General features: G+C 51.5%; 7 protein-coding genes. All 7 read right to left on the bottom strand.

Annotated elements, in window-relative coordinates:
* Positions 1 to 9: 9 nt before the first annotated feature.
* A complete protein-coding gene (locus tag AC2FNV_RS13760) occupies positions 10 to 3,828 on the bottom strand; it encodes a non-ribosomal peptide synthetase (RefSeq protein WP_170608630.1) in 3,819 nt (1,272 codons plus the stop codon).
* 1 nt (position 3,829) lies between these two features.
* A complete protein-coding gene (locus tag AC2FNV_RS13755; RefSeq protein ID WP_170608629.1) occupies positions 3,830 to 7,936 on the bottom strand; it encodes a non-ribosomal peptide synthetase in 4,107 nt (1,368 codons plus the stop codon).
* 378 nt (positions 7,937 to 8,314) lie between these two features.
* The gene (locus AC2FNV_RS13750; RefSeq protein ID WP_170608628.1) at positions 8,315 to 9,562 is read right to left on the bottom strand and encodes a HupE/UreJ family protein; all 1,248 of its coding nucleotides are present in this window, start codon (positions 9,560 to 9,562) and stop codon (positions 8,315 to 8,317) included.
* Positions 9,563 to 10,179: 617 nt separating this feature from the next.
* Complete coding sequence (locus tag AC2FNV_RS13745; protein WP_170608627.1) at positions 10,180 to 11,505, bottom strand: nucleotide disphospho-sugar-binding domain-containing protein; 1,326 nt, start codon at positions 11,503 to 11,505, stop codon at positions 10,180 to 10,182.
* A gap of 196 nt (positions 11,506 to 11,701) precedes the next feature.
* Positions 11,702 to 12,688: a glycosyltransferase family 2 protein gene (locus AC2FNV_RS13740; protein ID WP_170608626.1), complete on the bottom strand. Its 987-nt coding sequence runs from the start codon at positions 12,686 to 12,688 to the stop codon at positions 11,702 to 11,704.
* Positions 12,689 to 12,933: 245 nt separating this feature from the next.
* Positions 12,934 to 13,278, bottom strand: a complete 345-nt coding sequence (locus AC2FNV_RS13735) for a DUF427 domain-containing protein (RefSeq protein ID WP_170476693.1) — start codon at positions 13,276 to 13,278, stop codon at positions 12,934 to 12,936.
* Between the two features lie 62 nt (positions 13,279 to 13,340).
* Positions 13,341 to 15,131 (bottom strand): aminopeptidase P family protein, encoded by a 1,791-nt coding sequence (locus AC2FNV_RS13730; RefSeq protein WP_170608625.1) that lies wholly within the window; start codon positions 15,129 to 15,131, stop codon positions 13,341 to 13,343.
* Positions 15,132 to 15,145 lie beyond the last annotated feature (14 nt).

The raw sequence follows: 15,145 nt of genomic DNA, 5'->3' as shown, positions 1-15,145 counted from the left end.
GGGCAAGGCTTAGGTGTTTTCGTCTATCACGGACTTGATGCACGCAGAAATGAGTGCTTGTGAGTCTGGAAGTCGCAACAGCTGCCGGTGTTTTGTCTCTACTCGGTGCAATGTCTTGTTTGTCAGATGGGTATCAAGGACGTCGCCCTTGGTCATTGCAGGATTGCCCGGCGTCAGAAAAACGTGGGTCTTTCCATCAAAGCGTGGCACCTCGAAATCGTTGATTGCTAAGCCGTAAGCTAAAGAAACAGCTTCGATTCTCTGCTCTTCAGTCCAATTTTCACTGGCCATCAGCGCCTTCGCCTGAGGTACCGATTTTATGGCTTTTCGGGCATGCTTTGCGCGACGGAACATGTACCTCCACCGCTTGTATGTCCGGTAATACAATGGTTGCAGCGAGGGTTCAGCCCCTATCATTTTGTAAGGAGGGTCGAGTAATACCAATCCCGCAACTTTGTCGGGACCCAATTGTTTGAGAACCGCCAAGACCAAAGCGCATCCAGCCGAAAATCCGCACAACACGATTGGCTTGTCCGGGGTAACATCTTTGAGCGTGGCGATAGCCTCATCCGCCAAATCTTCGAGCGACTTGTCAAAAGGTACCGGCATTCTCGGCAGGCGGTGGCCGGGCATGTGAACGACAGTGTGATCTGGCCCTAAGTTTTCCGCGACATGCTTGAAAAACGGCATCAGACAATGAACAAGAGCCACAGGGGTTTTGTCGCCACCTTGATTGGCTGCGTGATAAACTTTCCATTTTTCTTGGCTGGGTCGACCTGCATCTGCGACTCGAACGCGATTTGCCAATTCGGCCACAGTTGGAAAGCTGAACAAGTCCATCGGCTCGAATGTAATGCCTCGTTCTTTCGCCTCGGCAGCAGTTTTGAGTGTTATGAGGCTGTCTCCGCCAAGATCAAAGAAATTTGCGTCCCGCGCGGGGTAGGGCACCTTTAGGATTTCACTAAACAGGTCAGCAATCTTTCTTTCCAAGTCATCTTGGGAAGGTGCGCCAGAAGGTACTTCAGACCAATTTTCTAGTAGCTCTGCCAATGCACGTTCGTCCAGTTTCCCATTGGGCAAGTTGGGGAACGACGCAACCCCCCTGACGGATCTAGGATGAAATTGCGCGGGCAGTGTCTCTTCGATTGTCTGTTTGACCTGATTGCACAAAGGGTCACCATCAGGGCATTCGACCGCAACAGAAATTGCCTGAACTCCGCCATAGTCCAATACCAGTGCTGCCATGCGCGTTTCCGTAGCGACCGAGCGGGCGACAGTTTCGATTTCAGACAACTCGATACGGTGTCCCCGGATTTTGACCTGCTTGTCTTTTCGACCCAGAAACGTAATGCTTCCCGACGAATCCGCGATACCCAGATCTCCGGTTCGATAGGCCGGTATTTCGTCCGGACCCAATGCAAAGAACCGATCTTGAGTCTGGGCCGGGTCGTCAAGATAACCTTTTGCCACTGTGCTGCCAGCTACAACGATTTCTCCTACTTTACCCTCTGGGATCGTGTTGTCGTCTTGGTCCACGATGCCCACCCAGGTACCGGGAATAGCGGTGCCGATCGGCACGTTATCCTCCCCGTTCCACTCGGTGGTGTCGTAAGACGTACACCACACGGTTGCTTCGGTCGGTCCATACTCATTGACAATTCGGCAGTCTGGCAACACGGATTTGCACTGGGCGACCAATGCAGCAGGTACCGCCTCGCCCGCTGCAATCAAAACACGCAAGCTGTGAAGGCTTCGTCTTTCGACTGTGCTTAGCAAGGCTTGTGCCAAGCTCGGAAGACACAAAGTATGAGTAATTCGATGATGTCGGATCAATTTGCCCAAGTTTGTCGGGTTCTGTTCAACTCGGTGGGGCGCAATGACAAGGTGCCCACCAGTAGACAGTGTCCAGTAAATGCCTGCTACCGAGCTGTCGAATGCTAGAGATGAAAGAAGTAAATACGACTCTGGCGGGGCTCTATAAACAGCTTCGCGCGCAGATGTTGAGATGGCTAACGCGTTCCGAGTGATCTCGACGCCCTTTGGGCGGTTCTGCGAACCAGATGTGAACATGACGTAGGCTCGCTGGCCAATAACACTTTCGGTGTCGTCAATCGCTGTATCCAACCCATCAAACAAAATTATGCTTGCCGTATTCGGCGGCAGGTTTTCGAGACAAGTGGAACTGGTGACAATGAAACGTGGAGAGGTAGCCTCAAGTATTTGCGATATACGGCGCGTCGGATAGTTCATGTCCAACGGAACATAGGCCGCGCCTGTCATCATGATACCGATAAAAGCCGCTATCGCTTCGAACCCTCGAGAGACGGCAACAGGAACAATATCGCTAGGGCCCACGCCGGATTGTTTCAAGGCCCAGGCGATTTGCCGGGACCGAAAGGAAAGTTCGGAGTAGGTTAGGGTCCCCTTTTCATCAGAAACGGCCGCGGCGTTGGGTTCTGCCTTCGCATGACTCAAAATCCGCTGTACAACGTCTTGATAGTTTGGATCGTAGGGTACGATTTCAGGTACCTGTCGGGAACGGAAGATTTCTCTGATACGGAGCTTGGGGTCGCGTACCATTTCAGACAGTACATGTTCATACCAAGAAAGTAGTTCGTCGACCCCGACACTTAACCTGTTTGGGTCAAAATATACTTCTGCTCTGAACTGTCCGTTGGGTGTCACCAAAAGAGCAAGAGGGTAAGAGCTGTGCTGGACAGTTCTAAGGTTGGATAATCGAATATCACCAACATCAAAATTTTCCTGGGCAACACCTTCATTGACAAACAACGTGTCGAACAAAGCTGTCCCCGCTGGAAACGGGGCACAGGCTTGAACTTCGGCCAACGAAGCAAACTCATGTTCGCGCCGCGCAATTTCTGCCTTGGCGTGACTTTGCAACAGAGTTTCTACAGTTTGCCATGGGTCAATTTTCACGCGCGCTGGCAACGTGTTAATGAATGGACCGACGGCTTCGGAAATTCCGGGAATATCCACAGGTCTGCCAGCGGTAGTCGTGCCAAATATTACATCGTCCTGCTGCAACAAGTGGCGCATTACCAAAGCCCAACTCGCTGACAAGACCGTGTTGCTGGTAACTTTCAATTTGCGTGCAACGTTGTTGACCTGTGTAAGCAGGTCATCACCCAGGAACACAGATTTGCACTCTTGCACCAATCCACTTTGGGATGCATCGCTTTGCGGAAGAAGACAAGGTTCTTCTAGACCCTTGAACTGTTCGGTCCAAAAGCTTGTGTCGGTCAGGTTCGGATGTTTGTTCAGCCAGCTAAGATAATTTTTGAACCCAGGGGGCTGCGTGCGTGAATGGGGGATACCATTGTAATTTTCTAAGGTGCCTCGAAGTGCGATTTGGGTGGACCAGCCATCACTGATTAGATGATGCACTGTCCACAAAAGTCGCCATGAGGTGTCAGTAACACGAATGAGTGTCGCTGCCATCAGCGGTGGAGACTTAAGGTCAAACCGCCGGGTCTGTTCCAACCGTACCAGATCGCGTAGTCGGGTATCAGTATCATCAAAACCTCGCCAATCCAGCTGGCGCCAAGGCAAGGCGGAATTTTCTTTAACGATCTGAACGGGTTGTTTGATACCTTCCCACACAAAACCTGTTCGCAGCGCGTCACGTGCATCCAGAACTTTCTGCATTGCGGAACGCAATCGTTCGGCGTTAAGCGGACCTTCAAGAGTGCACGATACCACAGCCACATAAGCACCGGGAACACTGTCGGGATCGACAACATGAAACAACATACCCTTCTGTGATGGGGTCAAAGGCAGAATATCCGCTATGCCCTTGGGATGTCCCATGTCAGCGTAGCGCCTGCGTTATTGCGGCCAAGTCTTCGTGGTCCAAATCAATCAGAGAGGCAGAGTCATCTTGGTCCGGTTCGGCGGTTGCCAAACCCTCTGCATAAGCGGCAAGAGCTTTTACGGTTCGGTGTTCAAATACCGAAGATGGCGGCAGCGGCAGCCCATCCTCATTTGCCCTTATTGCGATTTGAATTGCCGTCAGGCTGTCGACCCCAAGATCAAAGAAGTCCTGTGTTATTCCGATTTGGGTTTTCTTTAGAATGAGTGACAATATTTTTGTCAGGTGGTGTTCCATTGCTGACGAAGGGGCGACGATCACCGTGTCTTCCGCCGTCCGCCTGCTGCCTTTTGGCAGACGGGCATTGTCGACTTTGCCATTTGTCGTCAGCGGCATTTCATCCAGTATAACCACGCTATCCGGTAACATTTCGCGCTGAAAATGGGCGGCAAGCATTTCCCATACATCGCTTTCCCTCAGGTTCCGCCCGGCCACATAAACGGTAAGGGTTGGTGGACGATCCAGTGGCTCGTCAAAACCGATCTCGTCCAGGATTTGAGACACCTTTTGTTCGTCAATTTCGTCGTTTAACTCATCCAGAGCTTGCGCACGCGTCTTATGCCCCATGCGAACATCCCACGAATACGGCAGCGCATAATTGTGAAACCCTTCCCGGGCCTTGTGGAGGTGAATTCCGACGTCATTGATCAAGCAGTTGGTCGATCGGCCAGTATCGTCCGGTCGCACCCATGCAGTCCGCATTTTTAGAAAATTGTAAATATCAGATACGGGCACATCAGTGTACCGGTAAATGTCTAGCACCTGGATCTGGTCCAAGAATTGACCATCTTGTAAGTCTTGAGTCTCAAGTAGTCGGGATAGAGCGTCATCTTCGGCATGATAAGTCTTTCGCGCCTGCGTTACCATTGCATCCAGTTGGGCGCATGTCGGAGCGCTTGAGCGAAACAGGTCAGGTGTTAGCCTGGTCTCAAAGAATTGCCCCCGCGACAGGCCGGTTACAATCATCGGTGCGCCTTCTGAAAGCGCGGTTCGAAATGCTAACGTATAAAGAGCCTTGAAACACCCCTGACAGACATTGGAGTGAGTTTTGAGGCTATCAACAAAGATTTGGTTCATCTTGTCGGTGCGCAGATAGCGGTGCAGCCAGCCAAGGTCCTGTGTTATTCTTTGAATATTCGCCTTTGCGCCTTCGGAGATGTAGCCATTGTCGAGCGTCACGGCGAGTACGCGAGAAGTATATTCTGCCAGGCGATAGGCTGCATAAGTACTGTCCTTGCCACCGCTAAGAAGCATAATGGCGTCATAATCTCCCGTGCGCGCTTGGCTGGCGCGTGAAATCAGCTTACCTAGCTCGGACTCATCTTTGAAATATGCCTGAGCGCGGTCTTTGTACGTGTCGTACTCTTCGCAAATTGCGCAGAGATCAGGTTCTGGGAATTCAAGTTCTGGCAGGTTGTCGGGTAGCCCGCACCGACGGCAATTGCGGGTTTGCAAGGGTTGTTTTGTTGCCTCAAATGCGACGTGGACCGAGTCCACCCCCGGCAGTTTCTGCAGAACGTGTTCGAACTCGGCGACTTCAAGGCGAACCCCGCCAAGCTTAATTTGTTCGTCTGTCCGACCGAGATATTCAACCGAACCGTCGCGCCTGATGCGCCCGAGATCACCAGTTCTGTATATGCGCCCCTGCTCATCTTCGGATTGATCCGGGAATTTATGATCCATGCCAGAAGATGCATTGAGGTAGCCTTGGGCCAACCGGCCCCCAATTACAATTTCGCCGGTCACACTAAACGGGCAGATGTTAAGTGCACTGTCACGCACACTGATTGAAACACCAGAGGCTGGACAGCCGATCTGCACCGATGGCTCAATGTCGATTTCACGGTCAAACAGATGTTGCATGGCTCCGACAACTGCCTCGGTCGGGCCATACTCATTAAATATACTCAAATCAGTCGACAAAACGTCCAGAGCCGATCGGCATAGCCGACTGGTCAGATTTTCGCCTCCCAAAACAAGTGTCTTGATTCTGCGCACGGGGCGGTTTTGTGCGCATACCAAAGCAAGGTGAGATGGCGTCAGTTTAACAATATCCACTTTATCATCGTTAAAGACATCCAGGACTGCCAAATCTGGCTCCCCGCGTTCTGGATAAACTGTTATCGAACCGCCAGTAGATAGAGGCACAAATAACGATGTAAGTGTCAGGTCGAAAGATACTGACGAGAAAAATGGATAATGGGCGGGACGATCTTTGCTGAACGTGGAACCGGCCCAACGGATATATCGATGAAAATTGCCATGATCGACCGCGACACCCTTTGGCGTTCCTGTCGAACCTGAAGTGAACAGAACGTACGCAATGTCATACCTGGTAACCGTCGGTAATGCTGCCTCACTGGTTTCCGTAATGGAGTCAATTGTGATGCTTTGGCAGGTTTGAACTGGCGGCAGATCCGAAGCGGTTACAACAGCGGCAGATTTGGACTCGGTCAAAATTCGTTCGACACGGGCGCTGGGCGTATTTGCCGCAATTGGAATGAAGCAGCAACCAGCCTTGAGGATGCCCAATGCTGCCAACACAAATTCTGGGGAACGTGGCAAGTGAATTGCGATCCGGGATCCTGTATCAACACCAAGATGCGTGATGTGCGCAGCAATTTGATTGCTGTGCTTGTGCACCTGCGCATATGTCATCGAGAAAGAACCGTCGATGATTGCCACGGCTTCCGGCGTGTTTTTCACTTGCTCTTCAATGGCATCAAGTATCGTTCGGACGGGACTTGGGGCTTCGGCCGGACCGTAAAGGATTGCGCGATCATCCCGTGGGCCGCCTAGATCAACTTCGGGAATTTTCGAATTGGCAGAGGATAGTGTCGCCGTCAGCATCTTTGCGAAATGCGAAACTAAACGTTCTGCTGGAACTTCGTGCAGAATTTCGTTGTGTACGTCGAAAAACAGATCGGCTCGGCCTGTCCCCTCGAAATCGGTAATGTGGAACCGAATGGCATGAGCGGCGTAATGCGCGCCGCTGTGCAGCCATTGTATGGAAGCCGGATGACCGGCAAACATTCCAAACCGAGACTGGATAAAATTGCAGACAGCACTGATGCCACCATCCTGCCGGTCGGAGGCGGCACATGAACGAACCTGCCGCAGAAATTCGCCCAGTTCAGTTTTGATTTTACCGTGCAATGTCAGCAAACTGTCTGAAGGCTCTATTTCGATCCGAAATGGCAGAACCTCTACAAACAAACCCAGGCTTCTGCGATCTGCGTCAGATGCGCGGTTGTGGGACGGCAGGCCAATAGTGATTACCTCATCGCCAGTAACTCTGTGCAGATACGCGAAATAGGCCGTCAAATACAGGGCCATGCGTGACAAGTCCGGCGTGAAAAGTCGAAATTCGGGCTGGCCTATAGCGGCCTCTAACATCTCTGCGTTTATGTCTGTGAACGGAACGCGAATACGGGTCGAAAAAGAGGTGCGTTGTGCTGGGCTGCCATATGGCGGCGAGGATGGGTTTGGCGTCGATGCAGGCGGACTTTTTGTCTGAGCGTCTCTGTATACGGCACTTTCGAAATAGCTTGGTGCCGGTTCTACTTCGCTGAAACCAGTTGCTGTCAGAGCTTTATATCGTTGAGAAACCTGCTCGAACAACACTGACCCAGATTGGGCGTCACAGGCAATGTGATGCTGACACACGGTCCAGACCCAATGATTGTCGCTCAGTTTTACCAGTTTACTTCTTAGCGTGGCCCGACCCAGATCAAATGCTTTCTGAACCCATGCTGGTAAGGTTTGCTCTAGAACTTTGTTTGGGTCGGCTTCACTGCTTAGATCCCCAATCTCCAGCAAATCCATTGTGGCTTCGCTAGCAATTTGAAATGGGCCGTCACCGTCATCCCGAAAAACGGTTCTTAATATTTCATTTTGTTGCAGCGTCTCTAAAAACGCCTGATAGAACACATTTGGCTTTACTTCGAACCGCAGATCAAAACGCCATGCCACGTTGTACAGCGGCACGTCTGGGTGCAATTGGTGCCCTCTCCAGAAACGTTTTTGGCTCTCGGTAAGACGGTGCATTAGTACGATCCACCTAGCTTGGGATTGCGCGGTGGGCGCCGGCACGTGCAGCTATTTTTTCTAATCCAAAATTTTCGGGTGTCCCTGCCTCAAACGGTCTTTCCATTCTGTATATATGTTCGATAACCAACGGCGGTGAAATAAACTTAGAGGAACCGATTGGGGTGATCGATCCCGAAGTTGATGGGAGGCAATCTCTACCCATTCGGGCGACATGGAAAAACTTCGTAAGAGGTTTGATCGGCTGATCGTTACGCTCCGATACATGGTCTGGATCCAATTCGCTCGAAACGCCAGGCCGATCCAAGAACAATGTATCGACTACGCCAACTTTAATCCCGGTCGAACGCGAAGGATTCAGGATACTCGTACACTGCATCAGTTGACCAATCCTGCCGTCGCTATGCCAAGTCCCGGAAACCCTCCAACGGTGCGCTCGATAAACCAGAAAAGAGCAATCGCAATCAACGCGACGGACCCGAATTGAAGCCCGATGACGCGGTAAGCAGTGAGCCGACGCAGGGCAAAGAATATCGGAAACACCACCAACACAATTGCCAACTGTCCAACCTCGACGCCGATGTTGAACGTGGCCAGGCCCAAAGCCTTGCGGGCTGGATCGAGGCCGAGAGGTTCCAGCACATTGGCAAATCCAAACCCATGGAAAATACCGAACAGGAATACCACTTTCCATGAACTGGCGTGGAAGCGTGGGATCAGATTACCCAAGGCGACAACTGCAATAGAAATTGCAATTATGGCTTCAACCAGCGTGATGGGCAGGGTGATCACTTCGAAGGTCGCCAGACACAAAGTGATAGTGTGAGCGACGGTGAACACCGTCACGATTTTGACAGTTTCTTTCAGGCTCTCTCGGACACTTTCCGAAGGAACCCAGTGAGAGTTTTCGATGCGCATGACCGCGCCGAGCAAAAGCGTGAGCAAAAACAGCACGTGGTCGAACCCCAACCAGATGTGCCAGACACCATGTTCAAAGAACGTGCGTGCAATATCCTTGGTTGGCTCGTCATTAAGATACAGGCTTTTGACACCGTCGCCTGGAGCAAAAATCAATGAAATAAAGCGCTCGTTTTCATCCATATCGTTGCGGGTGTTACTGCCGATCAGCGCGTATCCTCGATGTGTAGGGTCAACGTCCGAAAACAAACCGTCGTATGACATGTCGATGGTCGTTGGGGTTTGTTCGATACCCAGAACATTGAAGTGGAACTGAGCAAATTTATCGACCTTCGTGCCAAAGAATGTCATGTCGTCAAACTCAATTTGGTAGGGCTGTCCTTCATGCGATAGCTGCATCCGCTCCTGAAAATACGCATAGAATTCGTCAGCTGCGGCGCGCACTTCGTCTTCTGATAGAGACGTTTCGATATCTTTGGAGTTTTGCTGTATCCGGGTCAAATCTGTCAGCGTTACCTCGATACGTCCCGCAAGTGTGTCTTCGGTCACGTCAAAATAGACATAGCTTTCGTTAAAGCTGTGAGCGTGCGCCATCGAAGCAAATACGACCAACAGCCACATCCAAGACCAATTTACCAGCGCAAGAAATGTGCTGTGAAAACTGATAGGCGACCGGCTCTCGGTGCGTTCAGGAAAGTCGTATTTCATGAGCTTTGAATTCCATTTTTAAAGGGCGGGGCCATTGCCCGATTTCCAATTTGACGATTCTCGTTCGTTGAAAGTCCGAAGTGACCGAACAGAACGGATAATCTTCTGGACACTTGGGGCCGTTGATCGCCGCAACTTGGTATGAGTACGGGCACCCGCCAAAAGTGCACATAGCATCCGTACTTGGCCCTTGGGGTTGCTCGTCGGCACTGCTTACCAAAGGCACAAAGGAAAACTGTGATGTCTTACCATAAGCATAGCAGTGGTCAGTTACATGTGCTGTGGTCTTATCTTGGCAGACATCAGACACCGAAACGGGTCCGGTAGAATCCAACGATCCGTCGTCATCCTGAGGGGGGAAAAATAAAGACAATCCTCGAAGTGCTTCCAGTCGCCGGGCAGAGCTCGGGTCGGTTGAGCACTCAAAGCGAAAGAAGGTCGCAAAATCTTTGCAACCGTTCGGCGAAGCGCTGCACGTGAATATACCCGATGTGTTCACTGGCATTGGTCAATAAGTCATTCCTAACCTATTTACGCCGGGCTGTCTTTAACGGATCATAATTTATCTATATGAAGCGTTGGTCAGCAGATTTTCAGGGCTTGTCTGTTTGTGTGCGTCATTGTTTTTCGGTCAATCGCCGCAAGTAACGTTCAAGAACTTGTCCGTCTTTTTCGACGCGGCAGGCTGCCTGCATCGCCCTGCAGTTTTTTAGGACGCGGTCACTTCGAAGCAGCTCGTCGATGTTCTTCTCAATCAGATTGGCAGGATCCGTGGTTCGGCCTGCCCGTCCAATACCGTGAAAGATCACTCTGGCGGCGCCGCCTTTCTGATCATTGACATGCGGGAAAATTAGCATCGGCGTGGCCGCATCAACCGCTTCGACCAGACCGCCGGTCCCGCCATGCATTATAGCAAGGTCAGCGTGTCTTAGAATTTGGGTTTGCGGCACCCAAGGCACAAAGTCGATATTGTCGGGTTTGTCCTCTAGAGGTATGTCTCCCCATTTTTTGCCTGCCGCGCCGAGGAAAATCCATTCCGTTCGGCGGCGGGCGATTTCCATCAAATGCCGTACCAAATGGCTGTCTGGCTTCATCATTGAGCCGAAGCCAACGAAAATTCGCTTCCTTTGCCCTTTTGGGTTGCAGAAACGTTCAACTGCGGAATGTGCGCTTACGCCTTCTGGACGGCTTGTCAGGATCATCGGGCCTAAATATTCCATTTCTGCGTATGGTCGTGTCGGCAGGTCCAAAGCTTGGGGCAGCAACAACACGGTCGGAATTTTGTAGGTCCAAGGCATTTGCCAGCAGTTGATGCGCCGGATCGTCTTGATTGGTACACCTTGCCTGCGGGCAAGTTCGGTTAGGGCTGTTGGGTGGTCCGCGCCTAGATCAGATCGCTTATTTCGGTAAAACCGTATTCTTTTGCTTAAAAGGTATAGGGCCCATGTCAACATTACGGCCAATCTGCTGCCCCTCAATCCCGATCCGGGATAAGACCTTTTATGCAAGGGTGGTGCGCGTAGCCCGGGCGGTGACAAGAACATGTTGCTGTATTGAACAACGGGCAACCCCATCGACAGGGCTACAATAATATGCGCGTGCATCTCGCAATCGACAAAGATCGCATCAGGGTTAAACTGCCTAAGCGCAATTTTCAGACCATCGACGCCAAGCTCGGTAACTGCTGCATTCAATCTATCTTGGAATGCATTACTGTTCGCTTCAGCCGTGTTAAGTGGTGATAGCAAGGGTGTGAGAGTATGGATTTTTGGCCTGCGGATTTTGTGATGACTAAATCCGTTCAGCGACAATAGCTCAGCCGCAGATTTTGGGGCGAACACCTTTATGTCATAACCCTCAGCCCGCGCTCGTCTGGCAAGTTCGACGACACTGCTGAGCGGGCTGTAGATACCACTTGCGATGATGGCCACCCGTCTTGCCATCACTATTCAGTCCATTTTCTTTTTGCTTTCATTGTCTTCGCACCTATCGCGTTTCTTGCATCGGTCAAGGATATTCATGAGTTGCAAAAAGATCGACAGATCCAAACCGACGCTGCATCGGTTTGACGACTTTGCTGAAAACTCCGTACTCGAGGCGTCCCACTACTATCAATGCAATTCTAAGGTTGGTGCAAGCTCAAGCGGTTCGGTTTTCAGACGTCGCTTTTTCAGATTTCAATTGAGCCAGTTTTTTGCGGTAATGCTCGATGCAATTTTCATGAGCTTTGTATACTGTCTCATCAGCTAACAGGTCGCTTATCTTAGCCTTCAACTTTCCCCGGTATTCCAGCATTCGCGGATCATAAACTTCGTTGCGGTTGAATATGTCCCAATACTTGTCGCGAAATCTGGATGAGCGATTTTCGGCGCCGATTGCTTTCGTACCTTGGCCGCGCTGTTTCTTAAGTCCAAAACTATCCTTTGTTTTTACCGCATAATGAAAAATCGATGCCCAGTCATGAGATACCAAATCCGGTGGGGAATCCCCTAATCTGTGTCGTCTGCCGCCGCCCGCGCGATAGAATAGATCATGCATGCCTTGTCCGGCGGCATTTATGAATTTCCCATCCGACTCTTGATAGCCCCACTTAAAAAATGGGCGATGGAGTCCAAACCCGCGGGTCTTATCCGTTTTCTTGAACAGCGTTTTAAAACGGAAGGTGCGACTGCTGTTCGTTTCGCTACGATGCAAGAACTTTTGCGTGACCAGACCTTCAGACCATTGCGCGAAGCCACTGTCGCCGAAATTCAGCCAATTCACCGCCATGCCAGCAGCAATAGGTTCGATTTTCTTGATCAGTTCAACCACGCTGTTTTCTGCGTTTACACAGAATAGAAATTCGTCAGAATCCAACCACATGAGCCAATCAGCATGTTCAAAAGCCTCGTGGTCAAAGCCTAGCTCTGCGGCTTGGTTTTGGGGTACCTGGTCATCTGCCAGATTTTGAAGAACGTGGGATAGAGCTCCGCTTGCGTCCAGGGCGTCCAACAGTTCAGTTGTGCCATCGGTCGAGTCATTGCTGTATATGACAATGTCTGTAAATCCGACGAGTTTGTGATAGGCAACCCATTCCAGCAGGAAGGGACCTTCGTCCTTGGCGCATGAAAACAGCCCAATCTTCATTAAGATCCCTGGCGAGTACTAAATCCCATTATGTGGCCGCGGCAGAGACACTCGTTGGGACGTACAATCAATGATTAGGCCAACGAAATTTGCCTTACGCAGATTGGCCCTTTGGTAGCACGCCAGCACTCACTGCACAATCGATTGGACCTGTTCATTTGCAGTGTCTGGACGATATTTTCCTCGCAATACCCAACACAGGTTAGAGGGCTTATTACGACGCGTTTGGGGCAGTCTAAGCGAGGTTAAAGCTGTTCAACTTTGACCGAGTCCATTGGATAGAAAGCAAGGTATTCCTTTATGCTGGAAACAGCTGCAATTGGGTCCTCATAACTCCAGACCGCGTTCTCGGTCACAGAGGATTTGTTGACAATTGAAAAATGCGTTGCGTCGCCCTTACTTGGGCAGTGGGTCACTTTGTCTGTTCGGTCAAGGAATGCCATCGCTATGTCAGCGCGAGGGAAATAAATCACTGGTTCCTTGTCGCCCTCTACCAGCTCTAGCGCATCGGTCGTTTCGCCCAGTATTGCTCCACCGGAACGCACGCTCCACTTTCCCGGTGCCTTGCGGATTGTAATGTGCTTGGCCATATCTGCTCCTTCCCTCGTTTCTTCTGGGGTTCTCCCTGCCCAGTATATGTGTCACTTCTGTGTCAAATAGTTGCGGTTGCGGCATCCAACCACAGTTGTGCGTCACCTCCCAGCCTTGGGCGAATTTTTTTTGCTACGTCACTGTGATAATTATTGAGCCACGCGCGTTCATCGCCCGACAACATATCGGCAACGATCAAACGACGGTCGATTGGCACGTATGTCAAGGTGCGCCAGTTCAGCATCGCACGCTCAACGTCGCCTCCGGGCAGGGTAGGAGCCTTTTCCACAACAACCAAGTTTTCAAGACGAATGCCAAATGCGCCTTCGCGGTAATACCCCGGTTCATTTGATAGGATCATTCCCGGTTCCAATGGCACGTGGCTGATCCGGGACAGGCGTTGCGGGCCCTCATGCACACTCAGGTAAGTTCCAACGCCATGACCTACGCCGTGGTTAAAGTCCTGACCAGCGAGCCAAAGAGGCATCCGTGCGATACATTCGATATCCCGCCCTGCCAACCCAACGGGCCAGCGTAACATTGACATTGCGACCATGCCCTTCAGAACGCGAGTAAAACAGGTTTTCTCCTCGTGACCGACGTCGCCGATTGCGATTGTGCGGGTAATATCCGTAGTGCCGTCGAGATATTGACCACCGCTGTCGAGCACTAACAGGTGACCATCTTCGAGGCGACTGTCTGTATCCTCAGTTACCCGGTAGTGCATGATAGCTCCGTTCGGACCCGTGCCAGCAATCGTGTCGAACGAGATGTCTTGCAGAGCATTGTCGTGGCGGCGACTTCCCTCCAACCGGGTGACCACCTGTGTCTCTGTTATGCTGCCGGGCGGTTGCGCGTCCAGCCAGCACAGCAACTCGACCACTGCCGCAGCATCGCGTAAGTGTGCTTCTGCCGTTCCTTCGATCTCGGCTTCGTTCTTTCGCGCCTTTGGAAGAACGCATGGGTCGCCGCCGTCCACCATCCGATCTCCCAGAATATCTCCAACGATCTGAGGCACTGTTCCCGGATCAACTTGCACGTTACCCGTCAGTGAACCAACTGCATCAAGGAAAGTGTCCGGCTCGTGAAGATGAATGCGGGGAGCCAATGCTCCGTCGAGATTATTGAGTTTTTTTGGTGCCATAAACAGATCGACATGTCCGTCTGCGCGTAGAATAGCAAATCCATGCGCAACAGGGTTGTAGGCAATGTCTGCGCCACGGATGTTCAACAGCCACATAATCGAGTCCGGCAGAGTTATGATGGCCGCGACATTCCCTGCTTTTTGAAGGCTTGATGCCAGCCGGGAAATTTTGCTTTCCGAGGTTTCGCCAGCAAACTCGATGGGATGAGACTTAACTGGCTGCATCGGTGGCGCCGGCTGACCCTTCCAGATGCGATCCACCAAATTGCTGCAGCGAACCAGTTCAATGCCTGTGCCATCCAGCTCTTTCTGTGCGCCCGAGATTTGGCCGACCGAGTGCAGCCACGGGTCGAATCCTACTTTACCACCATCAGGTAAATGTTGTTTCAGCCAAGCACTCAGGCTGACCTCGGGCCAAGGCACAGGTGTGAAATCGCCCGCTACCTGCGCTTTGACCTGTGTTCGATAACGCCCGTCGACAAAAACCCCGGCGACCTTGGATAAAACAGCACAAAATCCAGCAGATCCGGTGAACCCTGTTAACCACGCAAGACGCTCGTCCCTTGGCGCAACGTATTCGCCTTGATGGGCATCTGCGCGTGGGACCAGAAAACCGTCAAGCCCCTCATTCGAAATCTCGTCCCGCAATGCAGCCAGCCGTGGGGGGCCTTGGTCAGGTCGCGCGGTCGCCGCAAATGACTGAAACATTGGGGGTCTCCTTT

The organism is Ruegeria sp. BHSA163 (assembly GCF_059613365.1).
This window is presented reverse-complemented; position numbering and strand designations above follow the sequence as displayed.

Excerpts from the sequence above, each read along its gene's own strand:
- AC2FNV_RS13735 (WP_170476693.1), bottom strand. The coding sequence starts at position 13,278 with ATGGCCAAGCACATTACAATCCGCAAGGCACCGGGAAAGTGGAGCGTG.
- AC2FNV_RS13755 (WP_170608629.1), bottom strand. The coding sequence starts at position 7,936 with ATGCACCGTCTTACCGAGAGCCAAAAACGTTTCTGGAGAGGGCACCAA.
- AC2FNV_RS13740 (WP_170608626.1), bottom strand. The coding sequence starts at position 12,688 with ATGAAGATTGGGCTGTTTTCATGCGCCAAGGACGAAGGTCCCTTCCTG.
- AC2FNV_RS13750 (WP_170608628.1), bottom strand. The coding sequence starts at position 9,562 with ATGAAATACGACTTTCCTGAACGCACCGAGAGCCGGTCGCCTATCAGT.
- AC2FNV_RS13730 (WP_170608625.1), bottom strand. The coding sequence starts at position 15,131 with ATGTTTCAGTCATTTGCGGCGACCGCGCGACCTGACCAAGGCCCCCCA.
- AC2FNV_RS13760 (WP_170608630.1), bottom strand. The coding sequence starts at position 3,828 with ATGGGACATCCCAAGGGCATAGCGGATATTCTGCCTTTGACCCCATCA.
- AC2FNV_RS13745 (WP_170608627.1), bottom strand. The coding sequence starts at position 11,505 with ATGGCAAGACGGGTGGCCATCATCGCAAGTGGTATCTACAGCCCGCTC.